This is a genomic window from Sporosarcina trichiuri, assembly GCF_030406775.1.
Classification (GTDB): Bacteria; Bacillota; Bacilli; order Bacillales_A; family Planococcaceae; genus Sporosarcina; species Sporosarcina trichiuri.
In genome coordinates, this window is the sequence record NZ_CP129119.1 from 2,201,647 (window position 1) to 2,225,805 (window position 24,159).

Below are 24,159 nucleotides of genomic sequence, written 5' to 3' on the forward strand. Positions count from 1 at the left end.
CTCTCCTTATCCGAATAGCTGATGATAGATTTTACGGCCTCTCTGAATATCCTTCAGTCCATGGACAAGCAGCCTGCCATTGGAAAAGCCGACGCATCGGAACCCATCCGCCTCGAATTCCGTGAAGTACGTATTATGCTTTCCGACGGTTCCGAGACGTTCCGCCACTCGCAGTACGTCCTCTCCTGTCAGCTGCCGTTCAGCCGCAGGGATGATCTGTACGGTGTCGCGCCCGCACAGCACCGCGTAGTGGGTGCCGGTCTCCTCCATCAGCGATGGATAGACGGGATCCGCACCGCATGTCGGGCACGTGTCTTTCTTCAGACGTGAAATCCCTGCTTCCACTTGTGTATTGTGCCAAATATCCGTGTGCAGCAGCTTCGTCCGCATGGCGTCCCTGTTGCCCGTCAGCCATTTCAGTGCCTCGGCACTTTGGTTCGCCGCCGTGATCTGCACAGCCGGGGCGATGACGCCGACCGTGTCGCACGTCTCGTTCACAGACGGCAGCACAGGCAGCAGGCACCGGAAACACGGCGCCCGGCCGGGGATGAACGGAAAAACGCTGCTCGAACTTCCGACACAGGCCCCATAAATCCATGGAATCCCATGCTTCCAGGCAAAGTCATTCAGCAGCAGACGGGCTTCGAAGTTATCCGTCGCATCGAGCAGGATATCAGCATCCGCCGCGTATCGTCCGAGCAGACTGCCATCGACGTGATCGAGCAATGGTACGATGTCCGCGTCACTCCGGATGGCGCGCAGCCGGGCCTCCGCCGCCACGACTTTCGGTGTGCCATGAACCGCATCCTCCTCTGCGAACAGCTGCTGGCGCTGCAGGTTGGAAGGTTCCACATAATCCCGGTCGGCGATGGTCAGCCTGCCGATGCCGGCGCGGATCAGCGTTTCTGCAATCGCCGATCCAAGCGCCCCGCAGCCGAGCACGAAGGCGTGGGCCTCCTGCAGCTCCTGCTGACCCGGCTCACCAATCGGCGCAAAAAGTGTTTGGCGTGAATAACGTTGTTCCAATGCAGGCACCTCGTTTCCATAGTAAAGCAAGCAGGAGGACTGCCGGTCAGATTCGACTGGCGGTCCCCCGTTGTTATGCTGGTGTTATATCGCTGAATGTACCGACGTAACGGGTCACGTCGCCATCTGCATTTTTGACGGCATTGATGGTAAGCAGTTCAAGGTATTCACTGCCGTCTTTCCGTCTGTTCCACATCTGTCCCTGCCACGACCCTTCATCGCCGATGACTCCCCACATCGTTGTGTAGAATTCTTTCGACTGGCGGCCGGAGCTCAGGACATTCGGGTTTTTCCCGACGATTTCGTCTTCCGAGTAGCCTGTCAGTTCCGTGAAGGCCGGGTTGACGGACAGGATTTTACCGGTGCTGTCGGTTACGAGTATACCCTGCCCCGTCGAGTCGAACACATCTTTTGCAAGAGACAGACGGTCCATATAGTAGAGCCAGATGACAAGGACGAGACTGACGAGCGAGAACTGGGCGAACGCCATGAAACCGATCGAGTAGGAACCGGTGATCCCATGGACGGCCGACAGCAGCAGGGGCGGGAAGAACCCGCCGAGACCGCCCATCATGGACACGATACCGTTCGCGGTACCGGCCTGTTTGCTGAAGTAGAACGGCACCAGCTTGAAGATGACCCCGTTCCCGATTCCCGCGGTCAGTGCGATCAGCATGCTGCCGACCGTATACAATCCGATCGAAGGCGAGAAGGCGAGGATGACCCCTGCAACTGTCAGCCCGGCAAATACACCCATCAGCAGGAACAGCGGCTGGAACTTATCCGCGAGCCATCCGCCGACAGGACGGAACAGTGTCGCCACGATGATGAAGCCGGCTGTCCGCATCCCTGCATCGACTTTTTCAAGTTCGAAATAGTCGACGAGGAAGTTCGGCAGGAAGATCGTGAAGGCCACGAATGCCCCGAACGTGATGAAGTAGAACAGCGAGAAGAACCACAGTTTCTCATTCTTATAGACGCCTTTGATCTGCTTGACCATCGACGTCTTCACTTTCGGTTCCTGCCGGTCGCCGAGTATGAAGTTCAGCGCGGCGAACGCAAGCAGCAGGATGAGGTACAGCTTGACGGTCATGCTCCAGCCGAGCTGCGTCGCAAGGACCGGCGCGGCGAATGTCGTGACGGCAGTACCGACGTTCCCCATCCCATAGATTCCGTTGACGAGACCATGCTTTTCTTTTGCGTAATATTTCGGCAGGGACGTGACACCGACCGAGAAGACCGCTCCCCCGATACCGAGGAACGTTCCGCCGATGATCAGATCGGTGAATGATGAGGCGGCACTTATGTAGAACACTGGAAATAGCAATAAGATGAAACTGACCGCGAACACAATCCGTGCGCCGAATATATTGGCGTAGTAGCCCAGAGGGATCCGCAGCACGGAACCGAGCACGACCGGTACCGCTGTAATGATCGCTATGCGGGATGCAGGGATCGACACATCTTCCCGGATGAACGGGAGGAGCGACGAAATCAGCACCCAGACCATGAATCCCACAACCAGGTTGGCCGTCTGTAACGGCAGCTGCACTTTCTTGATCATCCATATCAGTCCATTTCTATAGAGAATGAAAGGCTTTGCAGTCTATCAGACTTTCACTGTACCTGCCTACACGATAGGCGTGTACAGTTTGTCGAACAGCGCATCCTGCTGTTCGATCCGGAGCATCGACTCCACCATCGGAAACACGATCGTTTCTTCCTTGATGAAGTGAACCATGATCGCTTCGTAAGCTTCCCCGGCGTCTTTTGAAACCGCTTCAAGATCTTCAAGGGACAGCTCATCCAGGCTGCCGCGGGTGTGATGCAGGAAGTGGCCGATGTAGGCATCGAGTTCTTCATGCTCTTCTTCCACCGCCCGGACGGGTCCCTGTTCGTTCCCGACATACTGTGCAAGTTCAGGGAACAGGATCTCCTCTTCCTTATCCGTATGGTTCTTGAACGGTTCGATGAACTCGATCAGCGCTTTACGCAGTGACCGCATCGCTTCGCGTCCTTCTTCCAGTGAATAGATCCGATTCTCGAAGCCGAGTACGATCGGATGCCAGTTGTCCATGAGATACATCAAATACTGATGTTCGTTTTCCAGTACCTGCAGTGCAGGCAGATCAAACTTGAATCGTTTCGTATCCATCGGTCTGCCTCCGTTTACGTAATGCCTGCTGTCAGAAGTTCAGGAACTTCTTTTTGAGCGCATACTCGACGAGCTCCGGTTTGCTCTTCAAGTTCAGTTTTTCCATCAGTTTGGCTTTATGGGCTTCCACTGTTTTCACCGAAATGTACAGTTTTTCTGCAATTTCCTTGTTGCCGTATCCTTTCGCAACGAGCGGAAGCACTTCGATTTCACGCTTCGACAAGATTTTGAAGGGATCGGTCTCGACTTCGTCTCCGTCTTTCTTGACGAATTCCCGGACGAGCGATGTCGCCATGGAGGGCTGGATGTACGTGCCGCCGTCATAGACGGTGCGGATCGCCGAGAACAGCTCATCATCCGGCGAGTTTTTCAGTACGTAACCGGATGCCCCGCTTTTCAGCACATGGAAGAGATACTCCTCATCGTCGTACATGGTCAGGATGACAATTTTCGTTTCGGGGAAATCCTCACTGATTTTGCCGGTGGCGATCAGTCCGCTTTCTCCCGGCGGCATGCTGAGATCCATGAGAAGGACATCCGGTCGGTGTTTCGCGACTTGGTCGTATGCCTCCAGACCGTCCGCCGCAGTCGCAACGACCTCCATATCGGGCTGGTAATTCAAAATGTGGGCGAAGCCGCTTCTGACGACAGCGTGGTCGTCTGCAATAATAAGTTTCACTGTCCGTCTCCCCTTCCGTTCAGAGGCACGGTCAGTTCAATTACGGTCCCCGTTCCGATGCCTGATCGTATAGTCAAGTCTGCATGCACGAGTTCCGCGCGCTCCCTCATGCCGAACAGACCGAGACCCGTGCCTTTATGGACAGGGGAATTGAGGTCGAAGCCGGACCCCCTGTCTTCCACGGTCAGCTTCAGATCGGAATCCGTCAGCAGCAGTGCCACCTCCACCTCTTCCACGCCTGCATACTTCAGCGCATTGAACACCGCTTCCTGGCAGACCCGGTAGACGACTGTCTCGATTTCCCCGTCGAACCGGACGGACTGGACGTTGCTGCTGAAGTCGACGAGCATGCCATAGTTCTTCTCGATCCATTTGAAATGCGTTCTGAACGCCGCCTCCAGTCCAAGGTCATCCAGCGTGGCCGGACGCAGCTGGACGGACAGATGACGAATGTCTTCCAGCAGGCGCATGAGCGAGCCTTCCGTCTGCTTGACTTTCTTCAAGACGTCTTCTTCCACATTCATATATTTCAAGACACGCAGGTCGACGAGTGCGCTGAGCATTTCCTGCGCCACACTGTCATGCAGTTCCCGTGAAATCCGTTTCCGTTCGCCTTCCTGGGCTTTGATGACCCGCTTGACGAGCGTCTGCTGATGCATCGATTCCTGAGTCTTGATCTGTTCGGTCAGGTCGCGCAACATGAAGACACGGATCCCATTTTCTCTGTCGATCATCTGGATGCTGCCTGTATACGGCACGATCCCCCTGCCCGCCGTCTCCAGGAACACCTGGAATGATGGGATATCACGATCGGGATCTGACATATAGCAGGCGATGCACGTCTGCTCTTCCTCTGCGCTGGTAAATCCTTTGCAGGCCATACAGATCGCTTTTGTGCTTCCTGCTTTCATGAGCTCGGCAACTTGCGGATCGAGGATCTGCTCCGCTGCCTGGTTCATGGAGACGACCCGGTTCTCCTCATCGAAGAAGAATATGGCTTCCGACGAACGGTCATACAGCTTCATCAGCAGGCTGTTCATGCCGTTTTGACTCAGTTCCTTCAATTTACGCTCATCTCCTCACTGTAGTAGGGACCGAACGTGGGGGCGACCAGGGTCTGAAGCAGTTTGAATTTCTCCTCATCCATGCAATTCTTCTTCCTGCAGCCCGCCAGCAGGATGCCTTTGACCCGATTGTACTTGAACAGCGGGATGGCAGCGAAGCTCTCGAGCCCTTCCGCCATGATGATCGGGTAGTTGTACAGATCCTTCTCCTTGAAATAGTCCTCCGTGTCGGGGGCGAAGATCGCTTTCCCTGTCTTGAAGACAGTTCCCGCCACGCCTTTTCCCGACTGCAGGACGATACGGCGGTACCGCTGGCTCAAATTCCCGGACGCATACTCCCAGCGGATCTGGAAACGGCGCTCTTCCGGCTGCACTAGGGCAAGGGCTGTGAAGTCGCAATCCATAATACGGCGGATCTCCTCCACTTGCTGCAGATAATCGAACGCGGGTGCTCGGCTTTCCATGAGTGTCCTCCCTCGCTGGAGAGAGGTCTCATGCAGCCCCTCTCCGGATCAGTTTCGTTTGTCTTTTCTGTACAGAATATAGCTTCTGCCCACATAATTCAACGGTACACTCCATACATGGACGAGCCGGGTGAACGGCCACAGTGCGAAAATCAGGAATCCTGTCAGGATGTGCAGTTTGAACATGATCGGTACGGACGCCATGAATGCCGCATCCGGACGCAGGATCAGCAGAGAGCGGAACCAGATCGAAATGGTCGACCGGTAATCGAACCCGGGTGTCATCGTATTGGTGATCAGCGAGCTGTAGACGCCGAGGAACACGATGAGCAGAAGGAACGTATTGACGATCAGGTCCGAAGCGGACGACAGGTGACGCACATTGCTGTTCGTGAAACGGCGGCTCGTCAGGATGATCATTCCGATCAATGTCACGACACCGAAGAATCCGCCTCCCCATACAGCGCCGAGATGGTACATATGATCGCTGACGCCCATGGCCCGCGTCCATTCTTTGGGGATGCCGAGTCCTGCAACATGCCCAAGGATGACCGGAAAGATCCCGATATGGAACAGCAGGCTGCCGATCATCAGCTGCTTCTTCTCGATGAATTCACTGGATTTCGCCGTCCAGCCGAACTGATCGTGCCGGTACCGGAAAATGTGACCGACGATGAATACCGCGATACAGAGATAAGGGAATATCACCCATAAAAATTGACTAGTCATTGGCCGGAACCTCCCGTGGGATCATGCATGCTTTGAATTCTTCACGCATCCCTCTGACAAGGGAATAATACGGACTGCCGTACTTCTCGAGCGCTTTCATCAGATGATAGGAGCCGTCTTCCAGCACCGCCAGCAGCATCGAGAAACTCTGCTGGGCGCGCGGGTCTCCCTTCCATTCCGCCGCGTAGATGAATTCACACATAAGCGGCAGCGAATCAGGCAGTTCGCTGTCCGGCATCGTAAGCCCGAACATTTCGTACAGCACTTTCAGCCGGGCCAGCGTCTGGCCGCGTTCTTTCGAATCCCCCATCTTCACGTAGGTCATGAACAGGGTGGCATCGCTCTGGAAATCCAAGGTATATGTATACATCTCCTGGATTTCATCGAGGCTGTACGTCATCATTTCGTCCCAGTACTCCTTCACATAGGGATAGGAAGGATCGGAGGGGCGGACGGACCCCTCCAGCACATCGGGATGGAATGTGAGTTTTTCAGGATAGGAGAACTGCTGGGCGAAAAACCCGAAAATCTGTTTCTTGTCGTACAGAAGATCCAAGTCAATCACGCCAGATCCCCCCATAGAAATTCTCTTCGTAGATTTCCTTCCCGGTCTTGACTGGCGCTCCTGCTCCCGCATTGACCGGGCCGCAACCGTCACAGCTGCCATTCGATCCCATGACGGAGAAGTTGCTGTATGGATCCTGCTGGACAGCTTCGCCATACGTACCCATTCCGGTGTAGCCGGCCGATCCTTGGGAGCGGTAGACGTTCATCTGCCCCTCTTTGTGGGAGGTCGGGATAACGAAACGGTCTTCGTATTTCGCGATGGCCAGAAGGCGGTACATCTTTTTCGCGGTGGAAGCGGTCAGGCCGACCCGATCCAGTTTGCTTTCATCGAAGTCCTTGCCGGAAGACTGGGCTCTCATGAAGGAGCGCATCATCGCCATGCGCTGCAGGGAGCCTTTCACGGTTTCCGTATCACCTGCTGTCAGCATATTGGCCAAGTATTGGATCGGGATCCGCATTTCTTCGATTGCCGGGAAGATCATATCCGGATTCTGGATGGAGTCTTTTCCTTCGAAGTAGTTCATGATCGGGCTGAGCGGCGGCACATACCAGACCATCGGCAGCGTGCGGTATTCCGGGTGGAGCGGGAATGCGAGTTTGTACTCGATCGCGAGCTTGTAGACCGGTGAGTTCTGGGCTGCCGTGATCCAGTCTTCCGAGATGCCGTCTTTCCTTGCCTGTTCGATCACTTCCGGATCGCTTGGGTCAAGGAACAGATCGCATTGTGCGTTGTACAGGTCTTTCGGATCCGGAGTGGCCGCTGCTTCGAGGACACGGTCCGCATCATACAGCAGGACACCGAGATAGCGGATCCGTCCTGTACATGTCTCCGAGCATACGGTCGGGAGTCCGGATTCGATGCGCGGGAAGCAGAATGTGCACTTCTCGGCTTTGTTCGTCTTCCAGTTGAAGTACACTTTTTTGTACGGGCAGCCGGTCATGCAGTAGCGCCAGCCGCGGCACGCTTCCTGGTCGACGAGGACGATGCCGTCCTCGTCCCGTTTGTACATGGCGCCTGACGGACAGGATGCGACACAGCTAGGGTTGAGGCAGTGCTCGCACAGCCGCGGCAGGTACATCATGAACGCCTGCTCGAAGTTGAACTTGATCTCCTCTTCGATCTTCTGGATATTCGGATCCGTCGGGCCTGTGATATGGCCGCCCGCGAGCTGATCCTCCCAGTTCGGCCCCCACTCGAGGTCCATGTAGTCGCCTGTGACGACCGATTTCGCGCGGGCGACCGGCGTATGCTCACTGTCCGGTGCCGTTGTCAGCTTTTCGTAATCGTACGTCCATGGCTCGTAATAGTCTTTCATCTCCGGCATATCCGGGTTGTAGAAGATCTTGCCGAGGGCGATTTTGGAAAGCTTGGAGCCCGATTTGAGCTCCAGCTTGCCGTTCCGCAGGTTCCAGCCGCCTTTGTAGATCTCCTGGTCTTCCCACCGCTTCGGATAGCCGATCCCCGGCTTCGTTTCCACGTTGTTGAACCACATATATTCAGCACCTTCGCGGTTCGTCCATGTCGTTTTGCATGTCACGCTGCACGTATGGCAGCCGATGCATTTGTCCAGGTTCATCACCATTGCGATCTGCGCTTTAATTTTCAAGCCAGTTGACCTCCTTCATTTTGCGGACGGCTACGTACTCGTCACGCTGGTTGCCGATCGGTCCGTAGTAGTTGAAGCCATAGCTCAGCTGTGCGTATCCGCCGACCATCTGTGTCGGTTTCATATGGATGCGTGTCGGCGCGTTATGGCTGCCGCCGCGTTCTTCCGTAATTTCGGAGCCCGGCACCTGGATGTGCTTATCCTGTGCGTGGTACATGAACATCGTGCCTTTTGGCATCCGGTGGCTGACGACAGCACGGGCTGTGACGACGCCGTTCCGGTTATAGACCTCCAGCCACTGGTTGTCATCGATGCCATGTGCGTCTGCATCCACGTCGGACAGCCAGACGGTCGGACCTCCGCGGAACAATGTCAGCATGTGCTGGTTGTCCTGGTAGGTCGTATGGATGTTCCACTTGCCATGCGGTGTCAGATAGCGCAGGACGAGGGAGTCCTCCGTGCCTGCGACAGGACGGTCATGCGGCCCGAGTACGAGCGGCGGCAGTGTCGGTTTATAGACCGGCAGCGCCTCCCCGAAGTCGAGGAACAGCTCATGATCCAGATAGAAGTGTTGGCGTCCTGTCAGCGTCCGGAACGGCACGAGACGCTCGATGTTGGTCGTAAACGGCGAGTATCTGCGACCCAGTTTGTTGGATCCGCTGAAGACCGGAGTCGGAATGACTTCACGCGGCTGCGCGGTGATACCGGCAAATGTGAACCGTTCCGCCGCTCGGTCTGCCGAGATGTCCTTGAGTTCCACGCCGGTGTCCGCTTCCGCAGAAAGGAATGCTTTCTGGGAGACACGTCCGTTCGTCGCTGAAGACAGTGTCAGCATCGCTTCCGCAACATGCTTCGCGGTGTGCAGCTTCGGCAGTCCGTCTTTGATGGTGTCGTCTTCGTAGACCCCGTTGATGCCCTTCATCATTTCGTATTCGTCCGCAACCGAGAAGCTGACGCCGTGTGCCCCTACTTTTCCTGTAGATAAAAGCGGTCCGAGCGTGACGTACTTGTCATACACTTTCGTATAGTCTCGTTCGACAATCGTCATGCCGGGCATCGTCTTGCCCGGGATCGCTTCCGCCTCGCCTTTCGTCCAGTCCCGCACATCGCCGTATGGCTGTGCGATCTCCTGCGCCGAGTCGTGGGCGAGCGGAGAGGTCACCAGGTCTTTGTAGACGCCCGGAAGATGGGTCTTCGCTATTTCCGAGAAAGTCTCCGCGATCGACCGGTAGATGTCCCAGTCGGAACGTGATTCCCATAGAGGATCGACCGCCGGATTGAACGGGTGGACGAATGGGTGCATATCCGTGGACGACAAGTCGACTTTCTCATACCAGGTCGCTGCCGGCAGGACCAGATCGGCATAGAGCGGGGTCGTTGTCATCCGGAAGTCGAGCGCGACGAGCAGGTCAAGTTTTCCTTCGACTTCATCCCGCCAGACGACTTCTTCCGGCTTCATGCGTTCATTCGGCTTGGCCAGGAGGTTGTCGGTTGCGCCGAACAGGTGCTTCATGAAGTATTCCTGACCTTTTGCGGAGCTGGAGACGAGATTCGAGCGCCAGACGAACAGGCTTCTCGGGAAGTTTTCCGGTGCATCCGGATCCTCGATTGCGAACTGCATATCTCCTGAGATCAGCTGATTCTTTACGTAGTCCACGATTTCAGGTGTTGTCGTGTGCCCCGCTTCGGCTGCTTCTTCTGTGAGCTGCAGACTGTTGCGGTTGAACTGCGGATAGGACGGCATCCAGCCGAGCCGCGCAGCGAGCACGTTGTAGTCCGCCGGATGCTCATAGCGGGAGTTCCCACCGAGCGGTGACATGAGCGACTGCGTGCCGGCTTCCTCATACTTCCATTGATCGGTTGCGAAGTAGAAGAACGACGTCGCATTCTGGAGCCGCGGCGGTGCCTGCCAGTCCCGTGCGAAGGCGATCGTGCTCCACCCTTCGATCGGACGGCATTTCTCCTGTCCGACGTAATGCGCCCAGCCGCCGCCGTTGACACCTTGGGAGGCTGTCAGCGTGACAAGGTTCAGAATAGCTCTGTAGATCGTATCACTGTTGAACCAGTGGTTGATGCCGGCACCCATGATGATCATCGAGCGGCCGCCCGTATCGAGCGAGTTCTGTGCGAATTCCCGGGCAATCTGGATGACGAGCTCCGGTTTGACACTGGTGATCTTCTCCTGCCAGCCCGGTGTGTAGATCGATGACTTATCGAAGTAATCCTCCGCTTCGGTTTCATGTCCGCTGCGGCGGACGCCGTATTGGCTGGCCATGACATCATAGACGGTCGCGACTTGGCGGACGGTGCCGTCTGCCAGCGTGATTTCCTTGGCCGGAATGGTGCGGTCGAAGACGCCGTTCGACAGGTTGTCGAAGAACGGGAAGCGGATCTCCTTCCACTCCGCTCCATGGTCCGCGATGGACAATGCAGGTTCGACGCGTGTTCCATCTTCCTTGTCGAGCAGCAGGTTCCACTTCACGTCATCCTCCCAGCGCTGGCCCATCGTCCCGTTCGGCACGATGATCTCGTCTGTGCTCTCATCCAGGATGACCGACTTCCATTCGGCATGCTGGGACTCCTGTCCGATATCGCTGGCGCGCAGGAAACGTCCTGCTTTATAAGCACCTTCATGTTCATCCAGCAGAAGCAGGAACGGCATATCCGTGTATTGTTTCGCATAGTTCAGGAACATCGGCTCTTTCCGCTGTTCATAGAATTCGTCGAGGATGACATGCGTCATCGCCTGTGCGACAGCTGCGTCCGTACCCGGATTCGCTGCGATCCAGTCATCCGCATGCGTGACACTTTCCGCATAGTCCGGTGCAACGGAGACGACTTTCGTACCCTTGTAGCGGACTTCTGTCAGGAAGTGGGCATCCGGAGTCCTTGTCAGCGGTACGTTCGATCCCCACATGACGATGTAGCCTGCGTTGAACCAGTCACTCGATTCCGGAACGTCTGTCTGCTCGCCCCAGATCTGCGGGGAGGCAGGCGGCAGATCCGCATACCAGTCATAGAAGCTCAGCATCTCGCCGCCCAGAAGGGAAATGAAGCGCGCACCGGACGCGTAGCTGACCATCGACATCGCCGGAATCGGGGTGAACCCTGCAATCCGGTCAGGCCCGTACTTCTGGATCGTATAGATGAGCTGTGCGGAAATGAGTATCGTCGCATCACGCCAATGGATGCGGACGTGTCCGCCTTTCCCGCGCGCCTTCTTATATTCCGTGGACTTGGCGGGGTCTTCCACAATGCTCGCCCAAGCGCGTACAGGGTCTTTCTCTTCGGTCAGCGCCTGATTCCACATGCGCCACAATTTCCCGCGGATGTACGGGTATTTGATACGGAGGGGACTGTATTCGTACCAGGAGAATGAAGCCCCCCGCGGACAGCCCCGCGGTTCGAATTCAGGCATATCAGGGCCGCAGGAAGGGTAATCGATCTGCTGGTTTTCCCATGTGATGATTCCGTTCTTCACGAACACTTTCCAGCTGCAGGAACCTGTACAGTTAACGCCGTGCGTTGTGCGCACGACCTTATCATGCGACCAGCGCTGCCGGTACATATTCTCCCAATCACGGTTCTTCTCTTCGAGCACCGACCAGTCGCCCGAGTATTTTTCCACAGGCTTGAAATAGTTCAAGTTGAATTTTGTCTTCCTCATTGTACTTCCTGCTCCCTTCTGAATGACCAATCGCGTTTCCATTGACAGGACTTACTGAGATTTCCTTATATACTCAGCCTAATATGTATTCTGACTCTTTGCTATAAGGGAATTCCCTATTACTAAAATAGGTTCTTTTTTCGTAATGAATTTAGTGATAAAAAGTAATAGTTTACTAGAGTCCATTTGAGGGAAGTTAGCTGGCGCTGTGTCTGTGACAGTTCCGTGACTTTTCTCTTATCCGTCTTTCTATCTGTATTTCTGGTTTCCAGCGTACATTTCACGAAAGCATCTTCAGTATACGGCGGACGCGTCCTGCTTCATATAAGGGAAAGGCCTATTTCAGCACAGTCGATTCCTGTCAATTCCCCTGAAACTAAGGGAGTTGGATAAGGGCGTCCCGCCTGGCGTCAATCAATACAAAAAAACACCAGACTTCCCGGCAGGCTGCCGGTGTCTGGTGTTTCACGATTATAGGTCGTCAAATCCGTTCAAGTCGCTCGTTTTGACGTACTGGCGGGATGTCTGCTCGAAGAAATCCGTCTTGGTCCCGTCGAAGTTGTCCGTGTAGGCACGGATCCATTTCATCGGGTTGTCGGTGAATTCCGGATAGAGTTCGCTCAGTCCGAGCATGCGAAGCATCTTGTTGGCACGGTATTTCACATAGCCGTCCATCTCATCGAGATCGATGCCGTCGATATCCGCGAGCACGTACCGGCTCCAGATGATCTCCTGCTCCACCGAATGGCGGAACTGCTCATAGATCCACTCCGTGAACTCTTCGGTGTTGTACTCCGGATTCTCGGCAAGGGCTGCGCGGAAGATATCACTGATCGCTTTCCCGTGCTGCAGCTCGTCGCGGTTGATGTATGAAATCATCGTTGACGTACCGACCATCTTCTGGTGGCGTGCCATGTTATAGAAGAAAGCGAAGCCGCTGTAGAAGAACAGGCCTTCGAGCAGCGTCGTATAGACCATCGCTTTCAGCACTGTCCCGATTGTCGGGTCCGTTGCGAATTCGTTATACACTTCGACAATCCGCTCGTTCCGTTTCATGAGCACTTCATCAGTGCGTCCCATCTCGAACGATTCGATCTGCTTGTCATAGGTCGTCACCGATGACAGGACATATGCATAGCTGTGGTTATGCTCGCTTTCCTGGTCGGCGATTGTCGCCATGATAGATTTGACGGACGGATCCGTCGCGAAGTCCGCGATTTTCATCGCAATGACGGTCTGGGGGCCGTCCAGTGTCGCGAGCAGGCCAATGATCTTGAGGAAGGCATCCTGCTCCGCTTTCGTCAGTGTCGGGAACTGCTTGACGTCCTGTGTCATATCCACTTCGTTCGCTGTCCAGAACAGGGAACGGATACGCTGCCGCAATGTGTAGAAATGCGGGTGCGCCAAGTTGTTCCAGTTGAGGATACCGCTTGCTTCCCCGCCGAATATGGCGGTTGCCTTATTTGGATTTGCAGGGTTCAGTACGTTAACTCGTGTAAGTGTCGCCAATGATCCAGCACTCCTTCCGCCCATTGGACGACGCGCTGTTCCTGCGCGCCGCGCGGGCTTTGCTCGATTTTCAGCGGTGCGAGCGCTGAGTTGTAGAAGCGGGCCAACTTCACGGCCGCCCGGCAAAACAGTTCGTCGCCGCCGAACTGGGTGTCGCCTGTCCCGAAAACGAAGACATGGTCCGGTTTCACACCGACATCCAGTACGAAATCTTTCACTTCATCCGGGGTCGAGCCCTGATCCCATGTGAACGAGCCGACAATCATGGCATCGTAGTCACGGTAATCTGGCACAGGCCCTGTCCCGATGCGGTGCAGTGTGATGTCTGCACCGCCTGCCGTCAGCGTCTGTCCGACCAATTCCGCCACTTCCGCTGTGTTGCCGCTCCATGACGCATAGGCGATCAGGAATGACACCATTCGCACTCCTCGATATCCGAAGCGGTGGAACGGGTGTAATACGTCGTCTTCATGCCGGATTTCCAGGCCTGCATGTGCAGGTCGAGCAGCACGGACGCACGGATATTGTTCGGTACGTAGAAATTGAATGAGATTGACTGGTCGATGTGACGCTGACGGGCTGCATTCTGTTTGATGGACCATCGCTGATCGACGATATAGGCCGACCGGCGGTAGACATCGTACGTGTTATGATCCAGATCCGGTGCGATGACCGGCAGTTTATAATCCTTTTTCTCTTCATGGTAGAACGGTTTGAACACCGGGTCGATCGATGCAGTGGAACCGGCGATGACCGATGTGGAGCTGTTCGGCGCAACCGCCATCAGATAGCCGTTCCGGATGCCGGTCTCCGCTGTCTGCTCACGCAGCCGTTCCCAATCCGCGGAGACATAGCCGCGTTTCTCGAAATAGGAGCCGGTATGCCAGTCGGAACCCTCGAAGAGCGGATAGGCCCCTTTCTCGGCTGCCAGTTCGACAGATGACCGGATCGTCAGGAATGCGATCTGCTCATACAGGCGGTCTGCGAATTCGACCGCTTCGTCGGATTCCCACTGGATGCCTTTCAGCGCCAGCAGATGGTGCCAGCCGAACGTACCGAGGCCGATGCCCCGGTAGCGGCTGTTGGTCCGCTGCGCCTGTACGACTGGGATCTTGTTCAGATCGATGACGTTGTCGAGCATACGCACCTGAATTGGAATGAGACGGTCAAGGACGCCCGCCGGGACTGCTTTTCCGAGGTTGACCGATGACAGGTTGCAGACGACGAAGTCGCCCGGCTTGGAACGAGTGACGACGATGTCATCTTCCAATGTGACCGATTCGAACTCCGTTGCGCTCATATTTTGCATGATCTCGCTGCAGAGATTACTTGAATAGACGATACCTTCATGCTTGTTCGGGTTCGCCCGGTTCACTTCGTCCCGGTAGAACATGTACGGCGTGCCGGTCTCGAGCTGGCTGCGCATGATCCGTTTCATGATTTCGATTGCAGGAACGGTCTCCTTCGTGATCTCCGGGTGGTTGACGCAGGCCTCGTAGCGTTCACGGAATGTACCGGAACCTTTCGTTTCATCATAGGAATCTTCGAGTGAGTAGCCCATGACCGTCCGGACTTCGTGCGGATCGAACAGGTGCCAGTCACCGCGTGCATCGACAGCTTCCATGAACAGGTCCGGCAGGCAGACCCCTGTGAAGATGTCGTGGGCGCGGAGCCGCTCATCCCCGTTATTCAGTTTCAGGTCGAGGAACGTGAAGATGTCCTTGTGCCACACGTCCAGGTAGACGGCGACCGCCCCCTGGCGCTGGCCGAGCTGATCGACGCTGACCGCTGTGTTGTTGAGCTGCTTGATCCACGGGAGGACGCCGCTCGATGCTCCTTTGAAACCGCGGATGGATGATCCGCGTGAGCGGACCTTCCCCATATACACACCGATACCGCCGCCGTATTTCGACAGGTTCGCAATATCGGTGTTGCTGTTGTAAATGCCTGTCAGTGAGTCGTCGACCGTGTCGATGAAACAGCTCGAAAGCTGGCCGTGCGGCTTACCCGCATTCGACAGTGTCGGTGTAGCGACTGTCATATACAGATTGCTCATCGCCCAGTACGCTTCCGCGATCTTGCCGATCCGGTCGTCCGTCTCCTGCTGCATGAGAGTCATCGCGATGACGAGCCAGCGTTCCTGGGGCAGTTCGACCGGCTGTTTCGTGAAATTCACGGCCGCGTATCGGTCCATGAGTGTCTTCAGCCCGATATAGGTGAACAGCTTGTCCCGTTCCGGGTGGATCAGGGCACCGATCGCTGACAGTTCACCTTCGGAATAGGCGTCCGTCAGATCAGACGTATACAGCCCCTGTTCGACAAGGGAGGCAACATGGCCTGCGAAGTCCGTGTATGGTGCTTTTCCCCGCACCTGCTGCTGGTCTGCATATAGCTGCTGCAAATACAGGCGTGCCGCCGCGAATGTCCAGTAACTCGCGGATTCGTCTATGTTACTCAGCGCCTCCAGAATCATAGCGTTGGTCCATTCCTTCAGCGAGCCCTCCGGATGCTTGGCCAGCCATTTTCCACTCGCCTCCGTGAGCGGCGCTATCTTTTCTGTGCCGAATTCTTCTGTCAGTGCCTGCAGGATGCCCGCCGTGTCATTTGTTTCCCGAGTAAGTGTCATTACCGACCGTCCCCTTCCGATTTGTTCGTATGTATGATTTCAGGTTTTCTTCAAGGTGCATGGAAACTAAATGGTTCTGTGATTACAATTCATGTACCCCATTGCAAGGAGTGGTCAAACACTATATATAGTGTTTGTATATGCACTACAGCATAACATGTAGTGATTTTTCATTCAATGGACTAAAAGGCGTGGGTAGAAAAGTTTGAATTAATCTTCCTTGTGGTAAGCCTGATTTTCAGCTCAAAGAAACATTTTAACACAGATTAGAGAGTGTTACCGAGTTGTCCTCTTAAAAAAATCACATGCGAAATCCTCACGCTTTTCTTCCAACTTGCAGGCTGCGGATAATCGGGGAAAAGAAAAAAGAGAGGAGAAAAAATAGCACTTTCTCCTCTCGAACCTTCAGTTCCGATTACACTTGGTCACCATGACCCGCCAGTTTGAACCGGCTGACGACAAGCTGCAGCTCGTTCGCGATTTTGGACATCTGCTGGACGGATGCCGCCACCCGCTCAAGTTCCTGCTGCTGGGCGACGGATGATGCGCTCACCTGCTCTGCAGAGGCCGCAGTCTCTTCCGATACGGCCGAACCTGTGACGGATTCGACGGTTTTTCTTCATAATCTATTCACATGGAAAGTATTACTCTGGTCGTTCTTCTCCCCAGCATTCCGTTCCTTTCAGCCCGGGAACCGATTTTGCCTCGAACTTCGGATTCAGGCCGTTCTTCCGCTGCAGCGTGAAATCGTCCAGCACCCGGAAAGCGACCCTGCCGAGAATTGCGATAACAATAAGGTTCAACACTGCCATCAGTCCCATGAACACATCCGCCAGGTCCCAGACGAGCTGCACTTTGGCGAGCGCTCCGAACATCACCATACCGAGGACGGCGATCCGGTAGACGGTCATCCAGAGCTTATGGGCATTGATGAATTCGATATTCGTTTCGCCGTAATAGTAGTTTCCGATAATCGAGCTGAACGCGAAGAACAGGATGGCGATTGCCACGAAATACGGCGCCCAGGAGCCGACATGCTCCGCCATCGAAGCTTGCGTCAGCAGGATGCCGTCCTGTTCACCTTTGTCATACAAGCCTGCCAGCAGGATGATGAACGCCGTCGCTGAACAGATGATAATAGTGTCGAAGAACACGCCGAGACTCTGGACAAGCCCCTGTTTGGCCGGATGGGTGACGTTCGCCGTCGCAGCTGCGTTCGGCACACTTCCCATACCCGCTTCGTTCGAGAACAGACCGCGGCGGACGCCCTGCATCATCGCAGCGCCGATTCCGCCGCCCGCCATCTCTTTCAGACCGAAGGCATGCTCGACGATCAATGCGATCATCGCCGGGATTTCCGTAATATTGATGATGACGATATAGAGTGCAACGATGATATAGAAGATCGCCATGACCGGCACGATGGCCTGCGTCACTTTGACGATCCGTTTGACGCCGCCGAAGATGATGACCGCAGTCATGACAACGAGAATAAGACCGACTGCCCAGTCAGGGATATGGAACACATCCGAAAACGACTGGCTGATCGTGTTGGACTGCACCGCATTGAATATGAAACCGAAACAGAGCGTCAGCAGGATTGCGAATACAATTCCGAGCCCCCGCAGGTTCAGGGCTTTCTGCATATAATAGGCCGGGCCGCCGCGGAACGTATCGCCGTCACGCACTTTATACACTTGCGCAAGGGTACTCTCGATGAATGCCGTCGCCATACCGACCATCGCAATCACCCACATCCAAAAAACTGCACCCGGGCCGCCGATCCCGATCGCAAGCGCGACACCTGTCACGTTGCCTGTTCCGACCCGTGACGCAGCACTGATCGTAAATGCCTGGAACGCCGACACGCCGTCTTCGTTCTCTTTCTTTTCGGTGATCAGGCGGAACATCTCACCGAACAGGCGGAATTGCACAAACTTCGTCCCCACTGTGAAATAGAGGCCGAGCAGCAGTAAAAGGCCGATCAGGACATACGTCCAAAGATAATTGCTGAATGGTCCTGTCACCCATTCCAAAAAGCTGGTCATCATGCAGGTTCACCTCATTTTCTTTGTCTGTAACTCTACTTTTCAACACACATTTCCCATACCCTCTTCTTGTATAGATGAAGACACCGAAAAAGCCGATGGTTCAGTTAACCATCGGCAGAGCTCCGTTGTCAATTTATTATTTATTCCTGAAAATCAGACCGCATCCCATCAGAGGACATACTGATCGATTTTCAGAACCAATTCCGCGATTTCCGGCTTGCTCACCTGGTCATCCGCACCGACGCTCGTTCCCTTATGCTTCAGTTCTTCGGTGATGAGCGAGGAGAAAATGATGACCGGCAGCTTCGCAAGCGCTTTGTTACCCCGGATCCGGCGGGTGAAATGATGACCGTCCATCTGCGGCATTTCGATATCTGTGATCACGAGCTGCACCGTGTCCTCGATATCCCCCTGTTCCGCAGCATTTTCAAGATACTCCAGCGCATCCTTGCCGTTTTCGAAGAATTCGACACGGTCATAGCCGGCTTCGGAAAGTGTCGTATGGAGCAGTTTGCGCAGCATCGGGGAATCTTCCGCAACGAGCAGCCGTTTGTCCGACCGCTCACGCTTGCCGAGCTTCTGGATCTGCTCGACACGGATCCCGGTGTCAGGGCTGATTTCCATGACGATCTTCTCGAAATCGAGCAGAAGAAGCATCTCACCGCTCAGTTTGATGACGCCGATGACGGGTGACGTTTCCGCCGAGTAAGCGCCGGATGGTTTCTCGATGGCATCCCATGATATTCTGTGGATCATCGTGACATTGTGAACGTGGAACACGACTTGCTGCTTATTGAAGGAAGACACGATATACTTATCATTTTGCGGATTATCGGACGGCCCCATCCCGAGCACGCACTCCATGCTGATGACCGGCAGCACGTCCCCCCTCAGCTGGATGATGCCTTCTACCGCAGGGTCCGCATGGGGGATCGGCGTGATCGGCATCGGTACGATGATCTCCTTCACTTTGATGACGTTGATGCCGTACCGGTTGCCTGCCACTTCGAATTCCACAATTTCCAGTTCGTTTGTTCCGCTTTCCAATAAGATCCCACTGTCTTTCGCCATAGGTTTCAGTCCTTTTCATGTAATTTACTGCCAGTTCGTTGTGCGTCTGGCTAACTATCTGCGAAGCGTCCCTACTTCCTATTTCGGCTTCAACAGGCATAGGGTTGAGTCCGATTCCGTCTTTTTCTTGAATTCCCCAGATAGTCCGGCGAATATGCGTCTTTTTCACAAAGCAAAAAACCGGCCAGCAGCTGGTCGGTTTCGAGTTTCATACGGTCAGTCATCCCATGTGACCGACATGATTTTTCCTGAGATGGCATGGATCTGATAGGTGGCCTCATCCGGGCCATCGTCGACATCGATTTCGATTTCCACCAGATAATACCCGCCTTCCGTCGTCTGAACGAAGTCCACGTCGTCCACTTCCCCGTTCAGCTGCCGCAGGGCGATCTGCACGGCCTGCTGCTCCGTCAGAAGAACTGTCTTCTGCGGAGCCGGCTTCTGGACAGGCGGTTTCTGCGACTGGGATGCAGCCGGCTGCTGCGGCTTCGGATTCTGCTGCGGCGCTGGCTGCCGTTCTGGCTGCTGCGCCGGCTTTTGCTTCGGCACCGGTGCAGGCTTCGGCTTCGACTCCCGCTGAGGCGCGGTGTCCGGCTTCGGTTCAGCAGCGGCCGGCTGTTTTTCCTTTTCGTTACCTCCGCCTGCAGCGTCAGCGGGCGGTCGGCTGTCAGCGGCTGCCTCCTGCTGTTCTACCCTTTCACCTTCCGCTTTCTCTCCGGCTTCTTCCCGTTTGTCCGCAAGAGCCGGCGATGCCGACACAAGATCCATCGACATCACCCGGCCGGTATCCCCTTCGACTTTCAATGTATAGACAGAGCCGGAGCGTGTCAGCTCAGCTTCATAGACTTCATCGTGCAGCTTCAGTTTATCGACCTTGCCGTTGTACATCACTTCCAGCTGGTTCCTGATCGAATCAGCCGGGATGGCTTCGGCGTGTGTGACGGTACTTTTCATATAGAAAATCCCTGTCAGCACGGCGATGACGACCAGTCCGGCCGGAAGCAGCCATTTCATGCTGTTTCTCATAATACGTCACCTCACCCGGAGTATACCAGAGCCACATTAAAAATCACTGAGAGGCAGGGGATTTCAAAACATGGATCGTGATTTCCGTTCCGTCCCCTTCCTCACTTTTTATATCCAGTTTTGCACCGAGACCGATGGCGATCTCGTTTGCAATCGAGAGACCGAGACCCGTGCCGCCCGTCTTCCGGCTGCGGTCTTCGTCCACCCGGTAGAACCTGTCGAACAGGAACGGTATGTCCTTGGCAGGTATCCCTTTTCCATAATCACGTATGGTGATCTGCACATCGGCCCCTTTGTCGTCGACCGATACATCGATTGGCTGCTCGCTGTATTTGCGGGCATTGTCGAGAAGGATGATCATCAGCTGCTTCAAATGCTGGCTGTCTGTCACGGCCTCTGCGTGTTCCGGCGCTGCGATACGGATTTCCCGGCTGTATGCCCTGCTGACCATGGCAGCCGCCTCTTCCGCAAGCTCGCGGATTTCAGCCGGCTCGAACACATAGGATGCCGGCTCATTGTTCCGTGCCAGATCCAGCATTTGCTCGATCATGCCGGTCATCCGCTTCGTTTCACTGCGGATGGCACCGAGCGCTTCCTCGGCAAGTTTCGGCTTTTCCATCCCCCGCCGTTCGAGAAGACGCGCATAGCTGTCGATGACAGTGATCGGCGTCTTCAGTTCATGGGAAGCGTCAGAGACAAACTTTTCCTGTTTCCTATAGATCTGTTCCAGCTGAATCATCAGGTCATTGAACGTCTGTCCCATCTGCGCCAGCTCGTCTTTGCCGTCATCCGGCACAGCGATCCGCTGGAATGTCCCCGACCGGCGGCTTGCCGTCATCGCCTGGATCAGCTTTCCGATCGGCTGTGTGACGATACGGCCGAGCGTGATGCTTGAAATCATGATCGGGATCATGGCGAACAGCGTAATGCTGATCATCACAATGCGCAGCAGCCGCAAATTCGCCTTCAGGTCGGTCAGTACTTGCGTCATCTGCAGCTGCATAACTTCACCGGTCGGCCAGATTGTCGGGATCGCGATGGACAGCGCTTCGTATCCTTCGTACGGAACGAGTGTGTACTCTTCGTCCTTACCGGGCATGGGGAACTTCTTATCGAAACCTTCCATCGACTGCACCGTCAGGATGTCCTTGCCCGTTTCCCCGACGACTCGCAGCGCACCGTTCGGCGGTACGTAAGCACGCAGGATGATTTCCGCTTCCTCCTCATCGGTCATCTTGCTGAGGGCGACCGTCAGCTCCTTGGCGCTTCCGAGCAGCTGGCTGTATTCGGTATGGTGCTGGGTCCTGTCGAATGTGAAATAGATGCCGAGATTGCTTAAGATCAGGACGATCAGCATCATCAGCGTCGACAGGGAGTGGATTTTCGTCTTAAGCTTCATGCTTGGAATCTTTCAGCGCATAGCCCACCCCGCGCACGGTATGGATGAAAGACGGGCCGTCTTCCCGGTCGATTTTCTTCCGCACATAGCGGACATAGACATCCACCACGTTGTATCCCCGTAGTAATCAAAGCCCCAGACGGCGTCCAGCAGCTGTTCCCTCGTCAGCACCTGATTCGGATGCGTCAGCAAGTGGAGCAGCAGATCGTACTCACGCGGAGTCAGCTCGATCAGCTCTCCGTCACGCCGGACCTCCCGTGTCTGATCATGGATGGACAGTCCGTCCACTTCATGGAGATGGGTGTCTTCTTCCACGGTGCCTTTCGGCGAAAACCGGAGGGCAGAACGGATGCGCGCGAGCAGTTCTTCGATTTCGAACGGCTTCGTCACATAGTCATTCGCCCCGAGGTCAAGCCCTGTCACTTTGTCTTCCATATCACTTTTGGCCGTCAGCAGGATCACAGGCGTCAGCGTGCCGTCCGCCCGGATCCGACGGAGTACGTCAAGCCCATTCAGGCCCGGCAGCATGAGATCGAGCAGCACGAGGTCCCACTCTCCTTCCCGGTATTTGATGAGCCCGTCTGTTCCTGTATGGCAGGCTGCCACTTCATACCCTTCAAATTCAAGTTCCAGCTGCAGCACCCGCGCGATGCTTTCTTCGTCTTCAATGATCAGCAGTTTATCCGCCATGTCGGTTCACCTTTTCTTTCCTATACCCAGCAGGCACACTTGCCAGCGCAGTGCCGTGCAGTTTCCTTCTATTCTATCAGTTTTTCATCCGGCCGGATAAAAAAAGAGATCCCGCAGCCGGTGCGGGATCTCTTCTTATAGAAATACGATGACAGCGAGAATGGCCGCCAGGATGATGCGGTAGATGGCGAATGGCACGAGCTTGATCTTCGAGATCAGCGCCAGGAAGAAACGGATCGAGATCAGCGAAAATACGAACGCACTGAGGAATCCGACGACGTAGAACGAAAGATGATCCGCCGATAAGTATTCCCAGTTTTTCAAAACCGAAACGAGACTTGCCCCCATCATGATCGGCACCGCCATGATGAAGGTGAAGTCAGCGGCCGTCCTGTGGTTCATGCCGAACAGGACACCCCCCGAAATGGTTGCACCGGAACGCGAGAACCCGGGCCATAGTGAGAGACACTGGACGAGACCGACCGTGAAGGCCTGACGGTAGGTGATCTGATCCAGGCTCGTCACCCGTGGTTTCTTCGGCCCGAAGCGGTCAGCTGCAATCATGAGGACAGCCCCAGCGACCAAGGCGAAGATCACCGTTTTGACGCCGAACAAGTAGTCGTCGATCAGGTCTTTCAATGCGAATCCGAGGATGACCGCCGGCAGCATGCCGACGATGACGTGCAGCAGGTTGAAACTCTTGCTCGCCGGCTGTCCGTCGACTTTGTACAGGCCGACGAGGCTGAACAGCCGCTTCCAGAAGACGACGACCACCGCCAGGATCGAGCCGAGCTGGATGACGATCTTGAAGGTGATGGAAGGGTATTTCCCGAGAAACTCCTCACTCTTCAGCCACATATCATCCACGATGATCAGATGCCCGGTGGATGAAACGGGCGCAAACTCCGTCATCCCTTCGACAAACCCGAGGATCAGGGATTTCAGTAATTCAAATAAGTCCATTGTCTGTTACCTCCGCTTTCTGTAAAAGGCTATGTACCGGAGGCCTGCAAAGACCAATCCAGCCAGAAGAAGTGCATAGATGATGACGGAATACGTATCCATATACTGGAGGACGAGTTTCCAATGGGTGCCGAGCTGCATGCCGAGGGCGATCAGCACAGTGTTCCAGACGAAGCTGCCGATTGCGGTCAGTATCACGAACAGCGGGAAATTCATGCCCGCCATGCCTGCGGGTATCGAAATCAGGCTCCGGACGAGCGGGATGACACGGCAGAGGAGCACCGTCCATGGACCGTACTTGCGGAACCAGGCATCCGCCCGCCGGATGTCGTGCCGGGTGACCCGCAGCCACTTCCCATGACGGTCCGCAAGTCTTTCCAGACGCTGTATGTCCATGAACATGCCGATCCCATATAGGATCATGGCGCCGATGACAGACCCCGCTGTCGCTGCGGTGATCATCCATACCGCCGACAGCTCCCGGGAAACGGTCAGGAAGCCGCCGAACGTCAAAATCAGCTCGGATGGAATCGGCGGAAAGACGTTCTCGATGAGAATCAATGCCAGCACGCCAAAATAGCCATACTGCTCCAGCACGGCCAGTATCCAGCCTTCCATCCATGCCCTCCCTTCCTTTTCATTTATCATACAGCCATTGCGCCGCCCGAAGAAGAGGAAATTTCAGTGCCGCCTCTCCATCATAAGGCCGGTGTATGTACCCAGGGACTTCTGATACTCCGGAGCGGTCGGATTCCGCTCATAAACAGGCCCGTTCCGCTCATAAACCACGGAAAATGATCATAAACCTTGAAAAGTGATCATAAACCACGGAAAACGCTCATAAAGCCGTCAAAGTGATCATAAAC

The 24,159-nt window shown here is 55.1% G+C and carries 20 protein-coding genes and 1 pseudogene; all 21 read right to left on the reverse strand.

Annotation, left to right across the window (positions count from 1 at the left end; genetic code table 11):
- Positions 1 to 6: 6 nt before the first annotated feature.
- A complete protein-coding gene (locus tag QWT68_RS11125) occupies positions 7 to 1,026 on the reverse strand; it encodes a ThiF family adenylyltransferase (protein ID WP_290148413.1) in 1,020 nt (339 codons plus the stop codon).
- A gap of 73 nt (positions 1,027 to 1,099) precedes the next feature.
- The gene (locus QWT68_RS11130; RefSeq protein ID WP_040287648.1) at positions 1,100 to 2,590 is read right to left on the reverse strand and encodes a nitrate/nitrite transporter; all 1,491 of its coding nucleotides are present in this window, start codon (positions 2,588 to 2,590) and stop codon (positions 1,100 to 1,102) included.
- Between the two features lie 66 nt (positions 2,591 to 2,656).
- Positions 2,657 to 3,181 carry a hemerythrin domain-containing protein gene (locus QWT68_RS11135; protein WP_040287649.1) on the reverse strand — a complete coding sequence of 175 codons (525 nt, stop codon included), beginning with the start codon at positions 3,179 to 3,181 and terminating at the stop codon, positions 2,657 to 2,659.
- 31 nt (positions 3,182 to 3,212) lie between these two features.
- Positions 3,213 to 3,860 carry a response regulator gene (locus QWT68_RS11140; RefSeq protein ID WP_040287650.1) on the reverse strand — a complete coding sequence of 216 codons (648 nt, stop codon included), beginning with the start codon at positions 3,858 to 3,860 and terminating at the stop codon, positions 3,213 to 3,215.
- Positions 3,857 to 4,924 carry a sensor histidine kinase gene (locus QWT68_RS11145; protein ID WP_290148415.1) on the reverse strand — a complete coding sequence of 356 codons (1,068 nt, stop codon included), beginning with the start codon at positions 4,922 to 4,924 and terminating at the stop codon, positions 3,857 to 3,859. The genes QWT68_RS11140 and QWT68_RS11145 overlap by 4 nt, the downstream gene beginning before the upstream one ends.
- On the reverse strand, positions 4,921 to 5,388 hold the full coding sequence (locus tag QWT68_RS11150) for a GAF domain-containing protein (protein ID WP_040287651.1): 468 nt from the start codon (positions 5,386 to 5,388) through the stop codon (positions 4,921 to 4,923). The genes QWT68_RS11145 and QWT68_RS11150 overlap by 4 nt, the downstream gene beginning before the upstream one ends.
- A gap of 48 nt (positions 5,389 to 5,436) precedes the next feature.
- On the reverse strand, positions 5,437 to 6,117 hold the full coding sequence (gene narI, locus QWT68_RS11155) for a respiratory nitrate reductase subunit gamma (protein WP_040287652.1): 681 nt from the start codon (positions 6,115 to 6,117) through the stop codon (positions 5,437 to 5,439).
- Positions 6,110 to 6,682, reverse strand: coding sequence for a nitrate reductase molybdenum cofactor assembly chaperone (narJ, locus tag QWT68_RS11160; RefSeq protein ID WP_040287653.1), 573 nt, complete (start codon positions 6,680 to 6,682; stop codon positions 6,110 to 6,112). The genes narI and narJ overlap by 8 nt, the downstream gene beginning before the upstream one ends.
- Positions 6,675 to 8,291, reverse strand: coding sequence for a nitrate reductase subunit beta (narH, locus tag QWT68_RS11165; protein WP_040287654.1), 1,617 nt, complete (start codon positions 8,289 to 8,291; stop codon positions 6,675 to 6,677). The genes narJ and narH overlap by 8 nt, the downstream gene beginning before the upstream one ends.
- Positions 8,281 to 11,958, reverse strand: coding sequence for a nitrate reductase subunit alpha (locus tag QWT68_RS11170; RefSeq protein ID WP_290148420.1), 3,678 nt, complete (start codon positions 11,956 to 11,958; stop codon positions 8,281 to 8,283). The genes narH and QWT68_RS11170 overlap by 11 nt, the downstream gene beginning before the upstream one ends.
- 471 nt (positions 11,959 to 12,429) lie before the next feature.
- The gene (locus QWT68_RS11175; protein WP_052461905.1) at positions 12,430 to 13,491 is read right to left on the reverse strand and encodes a ribonucleotide-diphosphate reductase subunit beta; all 1,062 of its coding nucleotides are present in this window, start codon (positions 13,489 to 13,491) and stop codon (positions 12,430 to 12,432) included.
- Complete coding sequence (locus QWT68_RS11180; RefSeq protein WP_040287657.1) at positions 13,437 to 13,886, reverse strand: flavodoxin; 450 nt, start codon at positions 13,884 to 13,886, stop codon at positions 13,437 to 13,439. The genes QWT68_RS11175 and QWT68_RS11180 overlap by 55 nt, the downstream gene beginning before the upstream one ends.
- Complete coding sequence (locus QWT68_RS11185) at positions 13,871 to 16,093, reverse strand: ribonucleoside-diphosphate reductase subunit alpha (protein ID WP_052461906.1); 2,223 nt, start codon at positions 16,091 to 16,093, stop codon at positions 13,871 to 13,873. Before QWT68_RS11185 ends, QWT68_RS11180 begins: the two co-directional genes overlap by 16 nt.
- A 415-nt stretch (positions 16,094 to 16,508) precedes the next feature.
- Positions 16,509 to 16,646: a hypothetical protein gene (locus tag QWT68_RS11190; protein WP_290148421.1), complete on the reverse strand. Its 138-nt coding sequence runs from the start codon at positions 16,644 to 16,646 to the stop codon at positions 16,509 to 16,511.
- Positions 16,647 to 16,737: 91 nt separating this feature from the next.
- A complete protein-coding gene (locus tag QWT68_RS11195) occupies positions 16,738 to 18,141 on the reverse strand; it encodes an alanine/glycine:cation symporter family protein (protein ID WP_425313934.1) in 1,404 nt (467 codons plus the stop codon).
- 171 nt (positions 18,142 to 18,312) lie between these two features.
- Complete coding sequence (locus tag QWT68_RS11200; RefSeq protein WP_290148423.1) at positions 18,313 to 19,215, reverse strand: chemotaxis protein; 903 nt, start codon at positions 19,213 to 19,215, stop codon at positions 18,313 to 18,315.
- 216 nt (positions 19,216 to 19,431) lie between these two features.
- Complete coding sequence (locus QWT68_RS11205; protein ID WP_290148424.1) at positions 19,432 to 20,241, reverse strand: PepSY domain-containing protein; 810 nt, start codon at positions 20,239 to 20,241, stop codon at positions 19,432 to 19,434.
- A 43-nt stretch (positions 20,242 to 20,284) separates the two neighbouring features.
- Entirely contained in the window at positions 20,285 to 21,640 is a 1,356-nt protein-coding gene (locus QWT68_RS11210) for a sensor histidine kinase (RefSeq protein ID WP_290148425.1), read from the reverse strand.
- Positions 21,630 to 22,330, reverse strand: a pseudogene (locus QWT68_RS11215) (response regulator transcription factor). The gene QWT68_RS11210 and the pseudogene QWT68_RS11215 overlap by 11 nt, the downstream one beginning before the upstream one ends.
- A gap of 135 nt (positions 22,331 to 22,465) precedes the next feature.
- On the reverse strand, positions 22,466 to 23,293 hold the full coding sequence (locus QWT68_RS11220; protein ID WP_290148427.1) for an undecaprenyl-diphosphate phosphatase: 828 nt from the start codon (positions 23,291 to 23,293) through the stop codon (positions 22,466 to 22,468).
- 6 nt (positions 23,294 to 23,299) lie between these two features.
- Entirely contained in the window at positions 23,300 to 23,911 is a 612-nt protein-coding gene (locus QWT68_RS11225; protein WP_040287663.1) for a DedA family protein, read from the reverse strand.
- Positions 23,912 to 24,159 lie beyond the last annotated feature (248 nt).